The organism is Cupriavidus sp. GW821-FHT02F09, from assembly GCF_059421605.1.
Map to the genome: position 1 here is coordinate 16405 of NZ_JBWKVH010000065.1, position 18003 is coordinate 34407.

Consider the following 18003-nt stretch of genomic DNA (forward strand, 5'->3'; position numbering starts at 1 on the left):
CAATGCCCGCGTTCTTGTCGTGCTTCGCCTTGCATTCCTCCGGGGTCCGGCGGAGTGCCTTACTTGTGGCTGCGCATGAGAATTAGAGTTGCCTCGAAACGACATATGAGTATTGGAGTGTCCTTCGGCAGGGAAACTCGCCAAGGGGCTGCCCTACAAACACCGGCGATAGATTTTCCAAGTCCGTCGGCGATTTCTGGGGCATACACAGTCCGAGTGAGATCCGAAAATTGGAGTCGGTCAGCTAGACCACGTTGTTGATCGCGGGAAAACCAGCGCGGGCTTCATCCCGATCTCTCTGACCAAACCTAAAAAAGACTTGCTTCGCGATGTTACCGGCGATAGAACATCAACTGGGATCTAGCATGCTCCAGCACCGTCCAAATGGGCGTGCCACTTCGCATGAGGTTTCCATATGAGAACGATTCCGAACGAACCTCTGCCAACGCCCACTTCCTGGAGGTGATGCGCGATGGAAAACGGCATCAACACGAAGGCAAGGCTCTTGTTTTTGGTGTTCTTGCTTATCTCGATCTCCGCTGGGGCGGCCTGGTACTTCTACTCCGTAAGTCGGTACGCGACCTATCAGATTTATACCCAGGAGTCGGTATCAGGGCTCATTGCCGATGCCCCCGTCGAATTCCATGGCGTCGATGTGGGAAAGGTGAAAAGCGTCAGGCTCGTCAATCCGCGTTCAGTGAGCATCGTCGTGAGTATTGACAAAGACGCGCCGGTTACTTCGGCCAGCGTTGCGACGATTACCTCCCGAGGACTCGCGACACGAGGATTCACCGGCTACGTCTACATCGCGCTCGAAGACGTCGGCAGCGATTCTCGGCCACTGACCACCCAGCCCGGTGCGCCCTATCCGATCATCCCGACGACACCGGCGAAGGTCATGACTCTCGACACGACGCTAAATCAGGTTAAGGAGAACTTTCAGACCGTTACTGACCTGCTGGTAACAACACTCGACACCAAGACCGTGGCGTCACTGAAGGAATCCGCTGAGAGCTTGCAGGTAGCAACCAATGCGCTGGCGAAAAACACTGAGAAACTGAACTCAATTATTGCCAATACCGAACGCGCGAGTCATCGCTTTGAGCCACTCCTGGAATCGAGTCATGACACCCTAAGAGCGCTCCAGACGCAGATCCTGCCAGAAGCGTACAAGGCTCTGTCCAATCTTGATAATCTGTCCACTTCCCTCGCGGACCTAGCTACCAAGCTCAATCGAGACCCGTCAAGCTTGATTCGCGGCACCGCACCGCCACCACCGGGACCGGGGGAAAAGAAATGAAAGTCTATGTGGGCAGGGCGCTCTTTGTCACACTCAGCGTCATCTTGGGCTCAGGCTGCGCCATACTCTCGCCAGTAAAGATTGAGACAAACAGATATGTGCTAAACAGAATTCCGCTTGATCTTCCCGTCGAGCAGGCCCACTCCGCAACCTTGTTGGTTCTGGTCCCGGAGGCCGATCCGATCTATGCCACAACGCAGATGGCCTATACGAGCCAGGCTTATCAGATCGCGTATTTCAGTCAGAATGAATGGGCGGAAACACCATCACAGATGATTCAACCTTTGATTATCTCTACCCTGCTACAGACTCACTATTTCAGCCAGATCTTTGCGCCCCCGCTTTTCGGCCATCCCACTTACGCCCTCCGCACCGAGATCCTGGAACTTAAGCAGGACTTCAGCTCGACCCCCGCGCTCCTGCGACTCACCATGCGCTTCTATCTGAGTCGGGAGGTAACGGCCCAAGTTATTGCGACCAAAGAACTTTCGGTGCAGGAACCCATGCGGGATCGAACCCCCTACGCAGGAGTCGTGGCGGCCAATGACGCGATGGTGAACGTCTTGCGCGAACTCGCCAAATTTACGGTCGAAAAGGCACACTAAGGCAACATTCTGCGTAAGGTATCGTCCTTGAATATCAGATGATGCCTTAGTGCCGCGCCCACATGAACGAATATGAAAAGGATGAGAGCATAGCCCAACCATTTGTGGATGTCGATGAATCTATGAAACAGATATTCATCACTACCCACGAGATCAGGCAGGGTGAACAGCCCAAAGAATGATACCGAAATGCCTGCCGCGGACGACATAATCCATCCGCTGATCGGCAGGGCGATCAGCAGTGCATAGAAGCAGAGATGGACAAATCGTGCGGCTATTTTTTGCCAATCCGGTAGATGTGCAACCAACTGCGGTAGTACTTGAGTTACACGCCATCCCAACCGTGCAACGACCAAAATTAGTACCAACAGTCCGATCTCCTTATGGTAGAGAATCAGCACGATTTTCTTCGTGTTGAAGCCGACATCCGGGAGCGTGACCATGTAGAGGCCCAATGTGGCAAGCCCAATAACGAGGAGAGCCATCGACCAATGCAACAGGATCGCTATAACTCCATAGTGGCCTTCAGTGTTCCTGATCGAAGTCATTGTTCACGTTGCGTCAATCTATATCCTGCCGGCCCAGGTAGACGGATAGCCCGCCGCACCTGCTCTAGGGCGATTCCGCCATACAAGTGAACACAAGCAATCGACGGCTAGATTTGTTTAGGGACTCAGTCGTTGTGCCCGTCGTGATGGCCTCGAGATCGTTCTGAATGCTATCTCAATAATGATAGTTCGGCGACTAGGCACTGCACTGGCTCCCGGGCCGCCGCGACGGTTGGTGGTGAATCCCGCCGAACAAGCTGGCCGGCTCCCTGCAATACCGACCCACACCGCCTCGGAGCAACCGACTTCCGACCACTTCCCCTGCTGGGCACGAGTGATGTCACTACGGCGTCGACAGCCTCTGCCGGCGCAATGTGTCGAATATGTAACATTATAAAAAGACTTACCGGCAATGATCTCGCCCGCCTTGCCGGTGTTTCCCACACTACCGTGTCCCGCGTCCTACAGGACCTCCAGTCGGTGAAGCCTGAGACCAAGGAGCGCGCTCTCAGGGTGATTCGCGAGCAAGAGTAAAGGCCAATAACATCCGTGCCCTGGTGGCCGAGGTGAAGGCCGATCCCGGCAAGTACAGCTTCGCTTCGGCCGGCAATGGCGCCTCCAACCACTTGGTGGGTGAAATGTTCCGCTCCGGCCTGAAGCTGGACATGCTCCATGTACCCTACAAGGGTGACGGGCCGGCCAATGCCGATGTGATGGCCGGCCGGGTGTCGATGATGTTCACCACCGCCGTTGCGGCACGGCCTTACATCACGGGAGGAAAACTGAAGCTGATCGCCATCGCGAGCAGGAATCGCGTGTCGGCCTTTCCCGCCGCGCCCACTATTGGCGAAACGGTGCTGCCGGGCTTCGATGCTTCCTCCTGGGGCGGGTTAGTGGCGCCAGCAGGTACGCAGAAGGAAATCATCAACCAGTTGCGCGCAGCGGCAACCGGGGCCCTGTCGATGCCCGTCAAGGAAAAGCTGGCCTCGCTCGGCGCCGAGGTCGTCGGCAGTAGGCCCGACGAGTTCGCCAGTTATATTCGGAGGGAAACGGACAAGTGGGGCAAGGTCACTCGGGCAGCCAATGTCGTAGTGGAGTAGACATGCGCCGCGCAAGCGCGATGGATGTGCTCCCGAAGGGAGCACATCCAAACGACTGGAGCACGAATAGCAGCGAAGCCCTTGCATCAAGTGCAGCCGCTGGCTTACTTGGGAGCAGGCTAGCCCCATACCTTGTCCTGATGTGTGCTCTCCCCCCGCTTGCGGAAGGGGCTGACGTTGTACACATCTCAGGTGCGAGCGAGCGCGGCGAGCCACAGGGAAGCACATCCCTTCACTCAGTCCACCGTCGCACCTGTGTCCCGCACGATTTTCCCCAGCCGGGTCGTCTCGCTGCGAATAAGCACGCCGAAGGCCTCAGGCGTGCCGCCTACCGCCGGCGTTCCGATGGCCTCCCAACGGTGGCGGAATTCAGGATCGGCGAAAATCGCATTGATGGTACTGTTCAGTTTGAGCACAATGTCACGCGGCGTTGCCGCTGGTACGGCAATGCCGTGCCACGCCACGAACTCGAAACCCGACAGACCGGATTCCGCCAGGGTCGGGACATCCGGTAGCGCCGGCACGCGGGCCTTGGTGGTAACGGCGAGCGGGCGCAGTTTGCCAGCTTTGAGATAGGGCAGCGAGCTGGCCAGAATATCGAACATCACCGGCACCTGCGCGCCCAGTACATCATTCAGGGCGGGACCAGCCCCCTTGTAAGCAATATGCTGCATCTTCGTGGACGCAGCCGTGTTGAATAATTCGCCGACCAGATGCTGAGGCGTGCCATTCCCGGCCGAGGCGAAGCTATAGGCGCCGGAATTGCTCTTGACTGCGGCAATGAATGATTTCGCGTCCTTTATCGGACTGCTGGAATGGACTTCCAGCACCAGCGGGAACGCGGATATCTGGATCACCGGCGCAAGATCCTTCTGCGGGTTAAACGGCAAACTCTTGTAGAGCGTCGGATTCACGGCCATCGGCCCGCTGGCCGCGAGCAGGATGGTATAGCCATCGGGCGCAGCTTTGGCGACGGCGTCAGTTCCGATATTGCCGCCCGCACCGGCGCGATTTTCTACAACAACGGGTACGCTGAGGCGGGCCTGCATGCTGGCCTGCAGCAGCCGTGCCATCAGATCAGTCGGCCCGCCCGGCGGATACGGCACTACGAAGCGGATTGGCTTGGTCGGATAGACATCGGCGGCAGCCGCCGCGCCAAGCGGGTAGCCGCCGGAAAAGGTCATTAGCAGACCTACATACGCGAGTGTTAGTTTTCTCCTCATTTGTGTCTCCGCTCCTTCGGCTTTGCTTGGCCTATTACCTTCGTTTTTCCTGGTCCGTCGATTGAGTCCAGTCATGACGCGGCGGACCTAGTGAGCGGGAGTATATGTGTCGGGTACCCATGCGTAAATTCGTATTTTTCTAACTATCGATCGAAAAGCCCAATCAATCGGGCGCGAGCGTGTGTCTGAGTAACGCCCTTTCGGATCAGGTTAGTCTGACCGATTTGAGTCAAGCTGCTCTCACGCGAACGAGGTAATCAGTTCCCGCGTGCGTCCTGCGCTCAGAATCCGTCTGAGCCTTCGTTCTTGACCACTGCGGGAACCTCGACGCCGCAGCCGAGGAAGTGGGCGACCTTTTACGTTCCGATAAAGGCACAGCTTTGTAAGCGTCAGTAAAAATTTGCTAAGGCTTCCGATGCGCCAATGCGCAGCATGGAGTCCGTCCTACTACAAGGCGCAAGGCTTTCCGGCCTGTTGTCAACGAGGCCGCATGCCGTGCTCTCTCGGTCTTGCGCGTTGGCGTTTCGTACTTCGTTACAACTGGATACTCGCGCTTTCCGCACAGCGAGCACACTTACCTCCAAGAACAACGCAGTATCTCTACGGAGGTCGAGATGGAAAACGCGAGCCAACAATCGAATCGTCTGCATCCACTGATGGCCACTGCCGCCGGCGCCGTGATTGTCGCCAGCCTAGTCGGCGTGGCGGCGATGACGGGGATCTTGCCAAAGGCCCACGGTAACGATGGTGCTCCCGCGGCATCACAGCCGGCTCAGACTGCCATTTCGTCCGGCACGCCCGCAGCCGCGGCGATCCAACCTGCGGTGCCGTCAGCACCCCGGCCGCACGTTCGTACCGTTTCCCGTCGAGTTCCCACAGAACCAGCATACAGGCCTGAGCCACAACGACGGGTAGCGGCCAACCAAAACGTCGGCACGGTCGAGTCCATCACGCCAATCACCCAGCAAGGCCAAGGCACTGGATTAGGCGCGGTTGGCGGTGCCCTCGCTGGCGGCCTGCTGGGTCACCAGATTGGCGGCGGCAATGGACGTACCGTCGCGACTGTCCTAGGCGCCCTTGGCGGCGGAGTCGCGGGCAATATGGTCGAGCAGCGCGTGCGCAGTGATACCGAATACCAAGTGCGCGTCCATATGGATGACGGCTCAAGCCGTGTAGTCACCTACCCACAGCAGCCAAATATCGGGGTTGGCCAGCGAGTGCGGGTAGAGAATGGAGCAATCGCTGGTACTGTATGATTCTGCCCGAATCGGGGACCCTTCTTATCCGTGCACAGAGTGACGGTTGTCTGCGGCTAACAACATCGTCGAGTGAGACCACCGGGCTATCCAACGCGCTGGGCAGACAATCAACTTCATGCACATGATCGCCAAAGCTCAGATGCAGTGCCCCCTCGGGGACACCGCATCTGACGCCCAGCAACTCAACCCATCGGCTGCGTAACAAAATCGCAGGTCTATCCTACTTGCGGCCGCGTGGATTTCCTTGTTGCGACAGAGCCAAGCATTAACACTTCGCACCTGCAAGCAGTGGATGGCGTGATGACGGCGGCGCACATACACCCTTAGTAGCGGATTGAGAAACGGCACGACGAGAGGGTACTCGCACGAGGACCCATGCCGTCTCCATAGTGCGTCAATCGCAGTTCAAGGGAAACTTGATGGGCAATTTCCACCTCTAATATTCTAGTGAGTTGGAGGCTGCCATGCGTACTTTAATACACTTGGCTTTGACCGCGTTGCTCGTCGGTTGCACGACCCAAGCCGAACGCACCGCTCAGGCGGAACGCGAGGTCGACCAAATGATCAAGGTGTACGGGCCAGCGTGTGAGAAGCTTGGATACAGGAGTAACTCTGATCCTTGGAGGGATTGCGTTTTGAGCCTAGACGCCAAGGAAAACACGGAGCGTTACAGCCGCTATCCGAGTACGACAAGTTGCTTCGGGCATCGAGGCTTCTTTCAGTGCACAACGTTCTAGGATTCCCGGATCCGCAGTCGCACTTGGTATCGCGCTGCCCCCTCCCCTCAGGGGCGGCATATGATAATGACGCAATACCCCCTGGCCTAAGCCGGTGCGCAGCGCCAAAACAGCGGGTAGAGATGGCCTGCGCGCGGCTCCGCCCCGCCGTGGCGCTCATTTGCGGCGCGCTACAATTCGACGACCGGCAGCTACGTGGACCCAGAACAATCCGCCCACCGCGACTCCGCCAAGCCAATGCAACCACTCTGTCAGGCTGCGTAGGACGTCGCCGTTGAAATAGTAGAGGCCATACCCGGTGACGGCCAGCGAGCAACAGCCGCTCCGAATAACCCGCCAGCCAGGCGATTGTGACGCCGGATCCAGGCGTGACGGATATGCGCCAACCAGATCATGCTGAGCAGGAACATGGCGACAAGCGCCGCCGCACCGTGTAACTTCATGCTCCACGGCCGCCAGAAAGCGCACAAGTAGCCACGTCAAGCCAGTCAGCAACAACAGCGTGAACGCAGCATACAAGAGCAGCGTACAGTCGCCATACCGGGCCAGCAGCGGATGCCGCGGCGCGCGGCAGACCAGGACCACCTTGGTCAGGGCATCGGCCAGCATGCACGTTAGTGCCAGCACGCTAGCGCCGGCTGCCGCCGGTAGTTCCAAGCGTTCCCGTCGGCTGGAAATGCGCGGCGCCATGCCGGGCAGTGGCGCCAGGCCACCCACACTGGAACTCGCCAGCGCCGCGTTATCGAGTTGCCACACCATTGCGATGCGTGCCGGCGAACCCGGCTCGCGCAGCGCAACCTGTGCCGGCGCGGCACCGGCATGACGCATGTCGCCGCCCGCGTTGCGCGCCCGAGGCTCTGGGGCAGGGCGGGGCGTCTCTCTGCGCAGTTGGAACTTTATTCGCGCAACCGATAAACATCCAATCGCTTATTAAGTAAAATCAATTCCATTTCGTTATGAGTTTGACCGGGTTTACCTCATATCCAAACAGACTGCTGCACCGCCTTCCGCCGCCCTGGCAAGGCTTCGCTTCCGGCATCTGCAATTGCTCGATATCCTGGGACGCACCCGCAATCTACGCGTCGCTGCCGAACAGATGCATATCACGCAGCCGGCGGCGACGAAGATCCTGGGTGACATGGAAGCGCTGTTAGAGGCTCAAATGTTCGAGCGCTTGCCTCGAGAAATGCGGCCAACCGAGTTAGGACAATTTGCGCTGCGCTACGCGAATACAGCCTTAGCCGATCTTGGGAAATTCGCGAGCGAACTCGCCATCTTGAAAAACGGTGGCCATGTGCATCTCACAGTGGGCGCCATCTCCGCTTCCGCGGCGCAAGTCGTGACGGCAGCCATCGGGGAGATTCTGGAAAAGCGGCCGCGGTTAATCATCAAGTTGATTGAACAGAGCAGCGACCAATTGGCTGTTTGGCTTGAGGAGAAGAAGCTCGACATCATGGTCGGGCGGCTGACAGAACCTCGCCAGCACGCCCTGTTCACCTTCGAAGAATTGTCCGCAGAGCCGGTGTGGGTGGTTTGTGGACATCATCAACAGTTGCTGCGGCAACCGCGACTGCAATTCGCCGACCTTGGCGCGTGGCCCTGGATTCTTTATCCACCGGCCACCGCCATTCGGCAGCTGTTTGAAGAAACGTGTGCTGCCGCGGGCATTCGGGGGTTGGTTGGCATGGTGGAAACGTCCTCGATCTTTTCGACACTCGAACTCTTGCAGGCCACCGATATGATCTCGCTGCAGCCGCGTGCCGCTGTTGAAAAATACGTCGGGCAAGGGCTTCTGGGGCATCTGCCGCTACCAATCCGTCGGGCCATGACAAGTTACGGAATCATCACGCGCAAGAACGAAGTGCCGTCGGGTCCGATGGCGGAGTTCATTGCGATCCTGCGCGCAGGCGCCGAGCGCCTTGGCCATACCCCTCTACAAGCACACAGGAGCAACCAGGAGTAGGCCCAGTCGGCCTTTTCCCTTGCACCACACGTTCGCTCACACGCCATCAACCGCTCGGCACGCAGAAACTGCCGCTGTGATGGCCATGGCAGGGACGGGCTCAATCGCCGCCGAGAGCCCGGCGGCGAATCAGCCAATCCACCGAGAGCTTCCCCGCGCCGCGCGCCAGCAGCACCAGCAGCATGGCCGCCCACTGGATATGCGTAGGCCAGGCCTGTGGATAGACGAACACCTCGATCACAGAGGTCATGCCAAGCAGGAGCAGCGCGACGGGCCGAGTCGCCAGTCCCAGCAGGAGCAGGATCGGTGTTGTCAGTTCGATCGACACCGCTAGGTAGGCAGCCAGTTCGGGCGGAAGCAGTGGAAGCCGGTATTCGGCCCGGAAGAGCTCTACCGCGGTCGCCCAGTTTGCCAGTTTGGTCATCGCGGAGTTCCAGAAGACCGTGGCAACCGCGAGTCGCAGAGGGATGGCAAGGATGGTGTAAGGAACGCGATCCAGCCACCCAAGCACGCGACGTGCGCGGTCGGCGAGCGTCATGGAAGCGGGAGTGGAATGCGTGACATGTCTCATGACGTTAGTCCCGTAACGGGGGGTCGGGTGCCTTGTCGGCTAAAAGAACGGCGCAGAAGCAACCGGAAGCCAGCAGCGTGGCAAGCCAGGCGTGCACGTTAGGCAAGGTCGCTGACTCCAGCGCGGCGTGGAGCGGATACCCCTCGAAGAGGACGGCAGCGAAGCGGTACTGTTCCTCACTCAGCCGGACAACGTCGATGCCGCCGGGCGTGCGGAGGACGAGAAGCCCCACCGGGCCGGCACTCAGGTCGATAGCCTCCAGGGCAAGGTCGTCGCGGCTCAGCACCGCCCGCCAGATGGCGTCCACGGGAAACTCGGCGCGCAATAATTGCGCTGATGGATGCCGCGCAAAGCAGACATCAGCCTGTTCTGCTCCCGTGAGTTCCGCGAGACTGGCCAGATCGAGCGGCGCACTATCCGGCGCGTGCAACACCGTATTCACGGCCCACTCGAGCCGGGCGGTGTCTGCCAGGTAGTCAAGCGGTGCAACTTCCGGCAAACGCGCTAGGAAGTCAGGAAACGCCGCGCCATACCCATCCAGCCAGGCGCTCTGCGGCGGTGAGCCCTCGATGAAGAGCCTGGCCGCGCCTTCGAAACACGCCAGGCCAACCAGGGCCTGGATCGCTGGATAGGACAGACGCAGCGCTGTCACCAGCGCCCCCGTGGCGGTGTTCCGGTAGATGCGGAGCCGCGCCTGCGGCGCCAACCCATCGTCGATCACGAGGTCCGAGACATCGCTGCCGGCGCCGTGCCGCAGCGCCTGGGCGAGTGCATGCTGCAACTCAAGCAAGGATGGGGGATTGGATTGCATTCTGCTGTCTCCCCAGCGCTGCCTCGGCGATGCCCGCCTCTTCCATCAGCACACCAAGCTCGGGCACGTCGGTGTCCCACTCGATTAGCGTGGGCACTGGCCCGAAGCGTTTGAGCGCTTCCTGGTAGAGCGCCCACACTGGGGGCGCAACGCGCGAGCCGTGGTCGTCAATGCGCAGGATCTGCCCCTGCTCGAGCTGCCGGACGCTGTGACCGGCCAGATGGATCTCGCCGATTGCCGGCAGCGGCAGGGCGTCGAGATAGGCCAAGGCATCCCAGCCATGATTGCAGGCGCTGACATAGATATTGTTGACGTCGCACAGTATCCCGCATCCGGTTCGGTGCGCGACTTCCGCGAGGAATTCCCACTCCGGGATCGTCGAATGACGAAAGCGGAGGTAAGTCGAGGGGTTCTCTACCAGGAGACGCCGCTTCAGGCAGGTTTGGACCCGGTCGACGTGCTGGCAAACGAGGGCCAGCGCTTCCTCGGTCATCGGCAACGGCAAGAGATCCGCGAGATAGGTTCCGCCAGCCACGCTCCAGGACAGATGCTCGGAGAGCAGCCCGGGATCGATCCGCTCTGCGACCTCGCGTACACGCGCCAGATGCGCCATGTCAAGCCCGTCGGCACTGCCCAAGGACAGGCCAACCCCGTGCAGCGAGATCGGGTAATCGCGGCGGATCGCGTCCAGGTAGGCCGGCGCGCTACCGCCACCCATGTAGTTTTCGGTGTGTACCTCGAACCAGGCGACCGCGGGATGCTCCTCGACCACCACCTGGTGATGCCGGAAGCGCAGCCCGACCCCGGCTCGCGCCGGAATCGGGCCGGGACCGCGCTGCTGTGCAACCGCCGCGGCAGACATCGCTTGCATCGATCAGGCGGCTTTGAGCTTGCCGCCCTGGATCTTGCTGCAGTCGCCGGCCGGCAGAAGCACGAAGGATTTCGTATCGCGCGCCTGGGTCGCTTGTCCGGCGCAGGAGTGAGCGCCTTCCGCGCAGTCGTTCTTTGCCACAGCATTGATACCGTAGCACTTTTCCAGCTTGCTCTTCTCCATCCTCGCCATGTTGTCCTTGACGATCTGCGGCATCCCGCTCATGTCCTTCATGGGTTGCGCCTGTCCCGGCGCGGCCGCCATGGCAAGCGCGAGACCGATGACGGAAGACAAGGTCGAGGCGGCCAATACATGCTTGTTCATCTTGCAATCTCCTGAGAGTTACGGCCCGATTTCGGCACCGTGTCAGGAAATTCGGCTGGACGCGGCCAAAGGTTACATCGCTCGGAGAATTTATTTTGCGCGACAACGGCTTCCCCATGACGGAGAATTCAGGCATGTCTTCCTCAGCGCGCCGCCGTGACAGCGTATTGAGCCGCGTGACCGATACTCAAGATTTGGCTACTTCCGACCTCTCATCGGAACCCCTGGCCGGCCGGCCTGACGGCACGACCGACTGGTCGTTGGCGATGGCCCGCGCGCAATGCGGCGACCGCGAGGCTTACCGGCGCCTGCTCGAAGAGATTACCCCCTATCTGCGGGCGCTCGCGGCCCACCAGGTCCGGAATCGCAGCGACATCGAGGACACGGTGCAGGATGTACTGCTGACCATACACGCGGTGCGCCACACCTATGATCCCGCGCGACCGTTCGGGCCGTGGCTGGTGGCCATCGCCAACCGGCGCATCGTTGATGGCCTGCGCCGGCGAGGACGCATCGGCTCACACGAGACCGCGATGGATGACGGCCTTGAGACCTTTTCGCCCCCCGCAGCGAACCTTCAGGACGCGGCCATGGACGCGCGCGCGGTGCGCGACGCTGTCGAGCGCCTCCCGGCGGGACAACGCGACGCGGTACGCATGCTCAAGCTGGAGGAGATGTCGTTGAAAGAGGCGGCCGCAGCCAGCGGGATTTCGGTATCCGCGCTGAAGGTGGCCACCCATCGGGCCATGAAGACGCTGCGTAAATTGTTCCATTCGCAAGGTAGCAAGCCGTGACTGACACCCCTCATCTGATCGACTCGCTAGTGGCCGACGCGGCGCCGGTGCGACGCTTGTGGCCACCGGCGGTGCGTGCGGCGTGCTGGCTGCTGTTGGCCGTCCTGTTGCTAGTACTGGCTGCATTGCATCATGGCCTGCGGCCAGATTTGATGCTGAAGCTGGAGCAGTCCGTCTTCGTCACCGGTGTGGCGGCTGCTACGTTGACGGGTGTGCTGGCCGCGGTTGCAGCATTCATGGCCAGCATCCCCGGCCGCCCACGCCGATGGCTGCTCCTACCGGTGCCAGCAATGCTGGTCTGGTTTGCCACGATTGGCTATGGCTGCCTGACCGATTGGGTGAGAATCGGGCCGAACGGTGTTTCTCTCGGCGAGACAGCCAGCTGCTTCGCCACGCTGGTGATGGTCGGCCTGCCGCTTTCCTTGGCCTTGCTGATCATGCTGCGCTACATGGCCCGGTTGTCCCCCGCGCCAGTGGCAATGTGCGCTAGCCTCGCGGTTGCCGCGATGACGACAACCGCGCTGTCCCTCCTTCACCCGCTCGACGCGACGGCCATGATTCTGATGTGGAATTTCGGCATCGTGCTGCTGTCCATCGGCGTCAGCGCCTTGTACGGCGATCGCATATTCAAATGGGTGGCGCCGCACTGACGCCGGTGCGTGGTACGAAATCTCCGCACCCAAACGCGGGGGCGCCGGCTGCTTTTTTTTGCGGCACATTTCGGCGCTCCTTTTTGCGCCGCATCTGGCCCTGCACTGTAAGGCGAGCTGAAAGTAAGGGCGAGCTAAGCGGGTGCTAGCGAGTCACACGGAGCCCCAGTTTCCTGTACATTGGATCGTACTGGAGACCTGAACACCAGGCATGCACTTTCCAACATGACTCAGCACAGACTCGCCTTGCCGCAATCCGCGCAGGAGCCGGAACTGGCCGACCGCCTGCTGCATACCCGATATGAAGTCGGTGGCGCCGCCGGCCTCCAGTCATCCACCGGACACATCCTTGCCTGGCGGGATCGGGTAGGCCATGTCACCGACCTCGATCTGACGAAAGCCCAAGTGGCCAGCCCCTTCGCGGCAGCTATCGACAGGTACCTGGTCGAGGACATGGTCTTCACCGACTGTCGCTGCGACGGCGTCAGCCTGCATCGCACCCTCGCACGTATCTCCACCGACGCCATGCGGCACTATGTGTTCCAGGTGTTTATCGGCGGCAATGCGGGGCGAGTCGAAGGCCAGCGCCGCAATCCGATGCCGCGCCGCGGTGGCATCCTTCTGACGGATCTCGGGCAGCCCGCACGCATGGTGCGCGACACCTCGCACGCCCTCACCTTCTTTGTACAGCGCGCGGTAATGGAATCCATCTTTCCCGAAGCCGAATCGGCACACGGCCGCATAGTGGAAGCCAATACGCCAATGACGACACTGGCGGTCGAGCACGTGACTGCGCTGGCTCGCGACCTCCCCCGCATGGCACCTGAGCGGGCAGCGCGGGAGTTGCGCGAAGCCGTACAGTTGTTGGTGGCCGCCTTCCGTAAAGTGGCGCGGCTCGAAGGCGATGCCCGTTCCGCGACCCGCAACGCCATGCGCGCACGTGCCTGCCGGTTGATCGCGCTCGGCGCCGGGCAGCCCCATCTATCGCCCAACGGCCTGCTTGCTGCGATGAATATTTCCCGGCCCACGCTGTATCGCCTGTTCGAGCACGAGGGAGGCGTGCATGCGTACATCCGCAACTACAGGCTGCGCGCCGCCGCAGCGGAGCTGGTGCAGTTTCCCAATCTTCCGGTCGTCGAGATTGCCCTTGGGCTGGGATTTTCCAGCGCGTCGGATTTCACGCGCGCGTTTCGGCGTACCTATGGCATATCACCGAGCGACTTGCGCGTCGAGGCCGCCAATCCACAACGCGAGGACCTGATGCGCGCCGCGCTGAAGGCACAGGGCCTGGAATACGAGCATTGGCTACGCCGGCATCTGACACGGAAGGACTGGGGCGCCAGCGACAGCGCCTACATGGGGCCATGACCCTGATAATGGCAAAGTCGGCCTGCTAACGCAGACGCTGATCGCGATGACCGGCGTGATCATGGCTCTCGACGTGTTCCAGCCAATGGGGCCCCTGGCGGATACCTTCAAGTTGCAGGCTTTGCCAACCCAGATAAAGGCTGCTCTATGTCAGGAACGTCGTAGGGTATTGCACCGCTTTCCTGCGCTACGGTCTCTACCAAGTCCCTCGCAGCCATTGCCGTTTTTTCATCCGGCCTTTTCGCTTCCTATACAATCAAACGACCTTGTGCGCTCGCATCAAGGCTCCGGCAAAGTGTATTCCATCCTCGTTTGAATCTGCCATCGACATGCGCAAAAGGCTTACCAGTAACGATATCGCCCGTCTTGCTCGAAGGACTGCGTGGCCATGTTAATGCCGGAAATCGTGCCATGTAGTTCGTTCGCATCATCGGCTTGATGGGCTTCGTCCTCGACCTCGACTTGCGTAGCCACAAGTACGCCGTTGGCACCCCCCTTCACTTCCACTCGGGAGCCCAGTCGTGGCGTACCGCTCATCGTGGCGGTCGACGGCATCGTCCCCGCAGGCCAGACACCTCAAAGTCTGTGGCGGACGTGAACTTGGTGATGACGCCTTCCAATTCCGCCCGCCGGCCCTGCGGAATTGCGGGAAGCAGGGTCGTGCCGCGCACCCGGGTGGCCGCAATGACCGTCGGTGCGGTCAGCGTTCCCGATGTGAATTGGACCGTGATGCCGTTTATCGTGACGCTGGTGGCGGTCGCACCCTGTACCACACCGGTGAGCCGGACCTCAGGCGTGGGCGCCTTGCTCTCGCTGCGAGTGGCCTTCAGGTTGGCGCCGGTCGCATCGGGAAGTCCGTGAACCTCCACCGTATCGTTGACCGACAGCGCGGCCAGCCCGGTCAGGCCATTGCCGTCGAAGACAGTGGATGGCGAGACTGTCACCACCACACCTAGCACCGTCAGCGTGTTGCCCGCGGGCCAAGCAGACTGCGTGCGCCGAGGAGCGGCGACTTAGACGGAGTGAATTCATCTTGGTCTCCTTCGATAGCACACGGCTGCACCTTTAGGATTCTCCGCCTCTTCGACCTTGGCTATCGAGAGCTTCAACGGCCCCTGTGCCTTGGTGGCCTTATCCTACGCACCTCGAATAGCGCTCGCACCAAGATAGGTTCATCCAGTGGGCCGCAGATCCAGTTGAACTGGGCGTTTTCGACATAGCCGTGCATCAGTTGCTTGACGTCGCCGGACGCGACGGTCTGAAAGTGCTCCTTGGCATCGGCGACGGATTGGCCAGCGAAAGCAGCGGTAGACGCCAGAACCAGGGTGAGCCACCGGTGAACCCGCGTTGACAGCAAGACAAGGAAGATGGCCCATGTCCAGCGCTGCGGCGGGAGATCGGCGATGTAACCGATCTTCCGGGTCGGCAGGCGTGTAGCACATCCGTAGCCCCCGCCAACGACGCATTTGCCACGCGGCATTCACTAACCTGAAAGCGGCCCCGAGCTAGTTCGCGCTGTGCCGAATGTTGCCTCGCCCGAGTCGCCCGACACAAGGGCATCACTTCTTCCTGGGATCGTCGGCCGGGTTGACATAGGTGATACCCCAGGGCCCCGCCACGTTGATCTGGATGACGGTTTCCTCCTTGGTCCAGCCAAAGTGGTGCATCTTGGGAGGCATAACGATCAGGCTGCCGGGGCCGAGCGGCGAGGTCTTTTCCGGGTCGAGCTTGTCGCCCATGCCATAGTTGAACGTCCCGGAAAGCACGGTCACCCGCTCCACCCCAGGGTGCCAGTGCGCCGCCACCTTGCCGTCTGCGGGAAGCTTGATTCGGGCCGTGATCGGCCCTTTCTTGTCCATCTGCCCTTCGAGGACGGCGACTTTGGCACCCGGTATGAGCGGCAGGTCCGCCCATTTGATCTCGTCGGGGGTGACCATGGTCACGCGGCTTGCGGGGGCGGCCCATGTCGCAGACATGGTCAGGCAGACGCCGAAGACCAGAGTGGCAATTGGGGGAAGCTTGTTGTTCATGGCGCGTTCCTTCCTGAGGGGGCAGCCAGATCGGTCGGCGTGGTGCGGGGACGGCACAGACTTCGTTCATGCCATCTTGCACCCTATTCCGCCGCTAGCCGCGCGGGTGACATCCACTGCATGGCAGGTTCAGACATGCAGGCTCGAGCTTCATAAGCGCCCAAAGCAACAATTCGATGCATATTACGGGCCACCCGTGGTGGAAGGCTGATGGGCGGACGCCTGACGTTCGCGCGCCGTGCCTGTTGCACGGTAGATCGGCGAAAGAGTTTCATTTGCGTAACACTGGTCGGCCAAGCTTAGAACCTAGTGCAGGGCGCGGATGCTATTGCGGGGAGCCGCCCGGCGGCGGATTCTGGGGCGGCGGCAGAGCGTCGTAGCCGGGCCTTCCCGGCAGTGGTGCCGCGGCCGCCATATGGCCATAGACCGGCACCCGGCGCCCGCTTGCATACATGCACTGCACGTAGGCCACGTCATAGCGGCGCTGGACGCCATGGCCGGAGTCATTGCTTGCGCCCACTGCCGAACCGGTCAGCAGGCCCGCGCCAGCGCCTACCGCGGCGCCCCGGCCGCCGTTGAAGGCCGCTCCGGCTGCAGCACCCAGCGCGGGGCCGACGGCTGCGCTGCCCACGGCGCTTTGCGCGCTCGCTTGCGAGGCGCTGACACCGCCCACCTGAGCGAGAGCATATTGGCGGCAGCCGGCGTCATCGGCGCGGAACTGATCGAAACTCTTGTCCGTGCCTGGCAGCACCATCACACTGGGGCCTGTGGGCATGAGCGTGCAGGCGACAAGCGATAGCACGGCCAGTGCGGGCAGGGTTCTGGAAGCAATAGCATGCATGATGGGACCTCGTCCTTCAGCGCTCAGTCAGCGGCCGACGGCAACGCCTGCACTTGGAGCCAGCCGCCCGGACAAGCCTGGATATAGAGGTAGCAACCTTCGAGCTGGTCGCAGCGAGACCAGTAGTGTTGCAGCGCCGCATTGTCGGCCTGCTCGACGTACTGAGGGGGCGATGCAGGCACTACTGCCAACGCCGGCGAGTAGTAATAGCCGGGGTAGCCGAAAGGATAGGGATAACCAAAGGCAAAATCCGAGCCGATGAAGACGCGGGCATGGTGCCGATGGCCGCGGTGGAAACGAGGACGATCGGCCAGCGCCGATTCCTGCGATCGCAGCCAGCACCAGTGCCAACCTGCACAAGGTACGCCCGTTCATGATATCCACCCGAACCAAGACATGCTCGGCCAGCGCAGCGAACCGGGCTATCTCTATTGAATACCAAACTGCGGTGGGTGGACGCGGTAGCGCGCGCAGCAAAGCGTGGCACTACCTCGCCCTTAAGATTTCCCTGATCAAGGTGTGTTCGCTGGGCGCTTACGAACGAGGGCGGAGACAAGTAGCAGTTTCTTCATTTCCCATTTCCTGAGATTGGTTTAGGGACTGCATCAACGTAAACGCGTCGGCGCACAAACTTATTCCCGGGGGGAGCGAAAAAATCATTTCCTCAGGTTGCTACATGCCAGGGGCTCTGGAATCCCGCTTTACCGGACGAGGAAACGGAGAACCGAGTGCGGCACCAAACGGCAGTGTCGTATTGATCTCTTGAGTAATTGCGCCGCAGACCGACCGACAACACGGCAGGGGCGACCGCACGAACACCGATCGCGGGCAGACGGTCCACGGTACAAGTACGCGACCTAGCCCGATGCAGCCGACAGAGCTCAGCGCCGGCGAATTTGAGGCGGCACTCACGCCCAGCGCAGCCGATAACTTTGTAATGATCTCTACATCATTGAAACCTGTGCGATGTCTCCCTATGCTGCCTTCCATGACCACACCCCAAGACTC

Annotated in this window: 20 protein-coding genes; 9 read left to right on the forward strand and 11 right to left on the reverse strand. The window is 60.8% G+C overall.

Annotated features, from left to right (window positions below):
* Positions 1 to 472: 472 nt before the first annotated feature.
* Together AC07XB_RS36600 and AC07XB_RS36605 are read left to right on the forward strand one after the other, a co-directional pair.
* Positions 473 to 1300 (forward strand): MlaD family protein, encoded by an 828-nt coding sequence (locus AC07XB_RS36600; protein ID WP_492831010.1) that lies wholly within the window; start codon positions 473 to 475, stop codon positions 1298 to 1300.
* Positions 1297 to 1905: an ABC-type transport auxiliary lipoprotein family protein gene (locus tag AC07XB_RS36605; RefSeq protein ID WP_492831009.1), complete on the forward strand. Its 609-nt coding sequence runs from the start codon at positions 1297 to 1299 to the stop codon at positions 1903 to 1905. Before AC07XB_RS36600 ends, AC07XB_RS36605 begins: the two co-directional genes overlap by 4 nt.
* Here AC07XB_RS36605 and AC07XB_RS36610 read toward each other — a convergent pair.
* On the reverse strand, positions 1902 to 2453 hold the full coding sequence (locus AC07XB_RS36610) for a cytochrome b (RefSeq protein ID WP_492831008.1): 552 nt from the start codon (positions 2451 to 2453) through the stop codon (positions 1902 to 1904). The genes AC07XB_RS36605 and AC07XB_RS36610 overlap by 4 nt on opposite strands.
* A 372-nt stretch (positions 2454 to 2825) precedes the next feature.
* Between AC07XB_RS36610 and AC07XB_RS36615 the strand changes: the two genes are divergently transcribed.
* Positions 2826 to 2987: a LacI family DNA-binding transcriptional regulator gene (locus AC07XB_RS36615; protein WP_492831007.1), complete on the forward strand. Its 162-nt coding sequence runs from the start codon at positions 2826 to 2828 to the stop codon at positions 2985 to 2987.
* A gap of 32 nt (positions 2988 to 3019) precedes the next feature.
* Positions 3020 to 3553: a tripartite tricarboxylate transporter substrate-binding protein gene (locus tag AC07XB_RS36620; protein ID WP_492831006.1), complete on the forward strand. Its 534-nt coding sequence runs from the start codon at positions 3020 to 3022 to the stop codon at positions 3551 to 3553.
* A gap of 236 nt (positions 3554 to 3789) precedes the next feature.
* Here the strand turns inward: AC07XB_RS36620 and AC07XB_RS36625 are convergent, their stop codons facing one another.
* Positions 3790 to 4776, reverse strand: a complete 987-nt coding sequence (locus tag AC07XB_RS36625) for a Bug family tripartite tricarboxylate transporter substrate binding protein (RefSeq protein ID WP_492831005.1) — start codon at positions 4774 to 4776, stop codon at positions 3790 to 3792.
* 614 nt (positions 4777 to 5390) lie between these two features.
* On the opposite strand from AC07XB_RS36625, the gene AC07XB_RS36630 reads away from it, so the two are divergent.
* Positions 5391 to 6032 carry a glycine zipper 2TM domain-containing protein gene (locus AC07XB_RS36630; protein WP_492831004.1) on the forward strand — a complete coding sequence of 214 codons (642 nt, stop codon included), beginning with the start codon at positions 5391 to 5393 and terminating at the stop codon, positions 6030 to 6032.
* 896 nt (positions 6033 to 6928) lie between these two features.
* Here AC07XB_RS36630 and AC07XB_RS36635 read toward each other — a convergent pair.
* Positions 6929 to 7600 carry a hypothetical protein gene (locus tag AC07XB_RS36635; RefSeq protein WP_492831003.1) on the reverse strand — a complete coding sequence of 224 codons (672 nt, stop codon included), beginning with the start codon at positions 7598 to 7600 and terminating at the stop codon, positions 6929 to 6931.
* Between the two features lie 151 nt (positions 7601 to 7751).
* On the opposite strand from AC07XB_RS36635, the gene AC07XB_RS36640 reads away from it, so the two are divergent.
* On the forward strand, positions 7752 to 8735 hold the full coding sequence (locus AC07XB_RS36640; RefSeq protein ID WP_492831048.1) for a LysR family transcriptional regulator: 984 nt from the start codon (positions 7752 to 7754) through the stop codon (positions 8733 to 8735).
* A gap of 100 nt (positions 8736 to 8835) precedes the next feature.
* Here AC07XB_RS36640 and AC07XB_RS36645 read toward each other — a convergent pair whose 3' ends face one another.
* The 4 genes from AC07XB_RS36645 to bufA1 are packed head-to-tail and all read right to left on the reverse strand — an operon-like array spanning position 8836 to position 11312.
* Entirely contained in the window at positions 8836 to 9273 is a 438-nt protein-coding gene (locus AC07XB_RS36645) for a DoxX family protein (RefSeq protein WP_492831002.1), read from the reverse strand.
* 37 nt (positions 9274 to 9310) lie between these two features.
* On the reverse strand, positions 9311 to 10117 hold the full coding sequence (locus AC07XB_RS36650; RefSeq protein WP_492831001.1) for an HvfC/BufC family peptide modification chaperone: 807 nt from the start codon (positions 10115 to 10117) through the stop codon (positions 9311 to 9313).
* Positions 10089 to 10979: an MNIO family bufferin maturase gene (gene bufB, locus AC07XB_RS36655; RefSeq protein WP_492831047.1), complete on the reverse strand. Its 891-nt coding sequence runs from the start codon at positions 10977 to 10979 to the stop codon at positions 10089 to 10091. Before bufB ends, AC07XB_RS36650 begins: the two co-directional genes overlap by 29 nt.
* A 12-nt stretch (positions 10980 to 10991) precedes the next feature.
* Complete coding sequence (bufA1, locus tag AC07XB_RS36660) at positions 10992 to 11312, reverse strand: BufA1 family periplasmic bufferin-type metallophore (RefSeq protein WP_492831000.1); 321 nt, start codon at positions 11310 to 11312, stop codon at positions 10992 to 10994.
* A 134-nt stretch (positions 11313 to 11446) separates the two neighbouring features.
* Between bufA1 and AC07XB_RS36665 the strand changes: the two genes are divergently transcribed.
* From AC07XB_RS36665 to AC07XB_RS36675, 3 genes are all read left to right on the forward strand, one after another.
* Positions 11447 to 12106, forward strand: coding sequence for a sigma-70 family RNA polymerase sigma factor (locus AC07XB_RS36665; RefSeq protein ID WP_492830999.1), 660 nt, complete (start codon positions 11447 to 11449; stop codon positions 12104 to 12106).
* The gene (locus AC07XB_RS36670) at positions 12103 to 12756 is read left to right on the forward strand and encodes an NrsF family protein (protein ID WP_492830998.1); all 654 of its coding nucleotides are present in this window, start codon (positions 12103 to 12105) and stop codon (positions 12754 to 12756) included. The genes AC07XB_RS36665 and AC07XB_RS36670 overlap by 4 nt, the downstream gene beginning before the upstream one ends.
* Positions 12757 to 12981: 225 nt before the next feature.
* On the forward strand, positions 12982 to 14124 hold the full coding sequence (locus AC07XB_RS36675) for a helix-turn-helix domain-containing protein (protein WP_492830997.1): 1143 nt from the start codon (positions 12982 to 12984) through the stop codon (positions 14122 to 14124).
* A 533-nt stretch (positions 14125 to 14657) separates the two neighbouring features.
* Here AC07XB_RS36675 and AC07XB_RS36680 read toward each other — a convergent pair.
* The 4 genes from AC07XB_RS36680 to AC07XB_RS36695 form a co-directional block, all read right to left on the reverse strand.
* Complete coding sequence (locus AC07XB_RS36680; protein ID WP_492831046.1) at positions 14658 to 15089, reverse strand: DUF5666 domain-containing protein; 432 nt, start codon at positions 15087 to 15089, stop codon at positions 14658 to 14660.
* A gap of 594 nt (positions 15090 to 15683) precedes the next feature.
* Positions 15684 to 16154, reverse strand: coding sequence for a cupin domain-containing protein (locus AC07XB_RS36685; protein ID WP_492830996.1), 471 nt, complete (start codon positions 16152 to 16154; stop codon positions 15684 to 15686).
* 325 nt (positions 16155 to 16479) lie between these two features.
* Positions 16480 to 16995 carry a hypothetical protein gene (locus AC07XB_RS36690; RefSeq protein WP_492830995.1) on the reverse strand — a complete coding sequence of 172 codons (516 nt, stop codon included), beginning with the start codon at positions 16993 to 16995 and terminating at the stop codon, positions 16480 to 16482.
* Positions 16996 to 17018: 23 nt separating this feature from the next.
* On the reverse strand, positions 17019 to 17177 hold the full coding sequence (locus AC07XB_RS36695; protein ID WP_492830994.1) for a hypothetical protein: 159 nt from the start codon (positions 17175 to 17177) through the stop codon (positions 17019 to 17021).
* Positions 17178 to 18003 lie beyond the last annotated feature (826 nt).

What these genes read in the sequence shown, in the direction of transcription:
- bufB (WP_492831047.1), bottom strand. Translation starts at nt 10,979, where the DNA reads ATGTCTGCCGCGGCGGTTGCACAGCAGCGCGGTCCCGGCCCGATTCCG.
- AC07XB_RS36600 (WP_492831010.1), top strand. Translation starts at nt 473, where the DNA reads ATGGAAAACGGCATCAACACGAAGGCAAGGCTCTTGTTTTTGGTGTTC.
- AC07XB_RS36630 (WP_492831004.1), top strand. Translation starts at nt 5,391, where the DNA reads ATGGAAAACGCGAGCCAACAATCGAATCGTCTGCATCCACTGATGGCC.
- AC07XB_RS36610 (WP_492831008.1), bottom strand. Translation starts at nt 2,453, where the DNA reads ATGACTTCGATCAGGAACACTGAAGGCCACTATGGAGTTATAGCGATC.
- AC07XB_RS36615 (WP_492831007.1), top strand. Translation starts at nt 2,826, where the DNA reads ATGTGTCGAATATGTAACATTATAAAAAGACTTACCGGCAATGATCTC.
- AC07XB_RS36690 (WP_492830995.1), bottom strand. Translation starts at nt 16,995, where the DNA reads ATGCATGCTATTGCTTCCAGAACCCTGCCCGCACTGGCCGTGCTATCG.
- bufA1 (WP_492831000.1), bottom strand. Translation starts at nt 11,312, where the DNA reads ATGAACAAGCATGTATTGGCCGCCTCGACCTTGTCTTCCGTCATCGGT.
- AC07XB_RS36625 (WP_492831005.1), bottom strand. Translation starts at nt 4,776, where the DNA reads ATGAGGAGAAAACTAACACTCGCGTATGTAGGTCTGCTAATGACCTTT.
- AC07XB_RS36605 (WP_492831009.1), top strand. Translation starts at nt 1,297, where the DNA reads ATGAAAGTCTATGTGGGCAGGGCGCTCTTTGTCACACTCAGCGTCATC.
- AC07XB_RS36635 (WP_492831003.1), bottom strand. Translation starts at nt 7,600, where the DNA reads ATGCGTCATGCCGGTGCCGCGCCGGCACAGGTTGCGCTGCGCGAGCCG.
- AC07XB_RS36685 (WP_492830996.1), bottom strand. Translation starts at nt 16,154, where the DNA reads ATGAACAACAAGCTTCCCCCAATTGCCACTCTGGTCTTCGGCGTCTGC.
- AC07XB_RS36650 (WP_492831001.1), bottom strand. Translation starts at nt 10,117, where the DNA reads ATGCAATCCAATCCCCCATCCTTGCTTGAGTTGCAGCATGCACTCGCC.
- AC07XB_RS36675 (WP_492830997.1), top strand. Translation starts at nt 12,982, where the DNA reads ATGACTCAGCACAGACTCGCCTTGCCGCAATCCGCGCAGGAGCCGGAA.
- AC07XB_RS36645 (WP_492831002.1), bottom strand. Translation starts at nt 9,273, where the DNA reads ATGACGCTCGCCGACCGCGCACGTCGCGTGCTTGGGTGGCTGGATCGC.
- AC07XB_RS36665 (WP_492830999.1), top strand. Translation starts at nt 11,447, where the DNA reads ATGTCTTCCTCAGCGCGCCGCCGTGACAGCGTATTGAGCCGCGTGACC.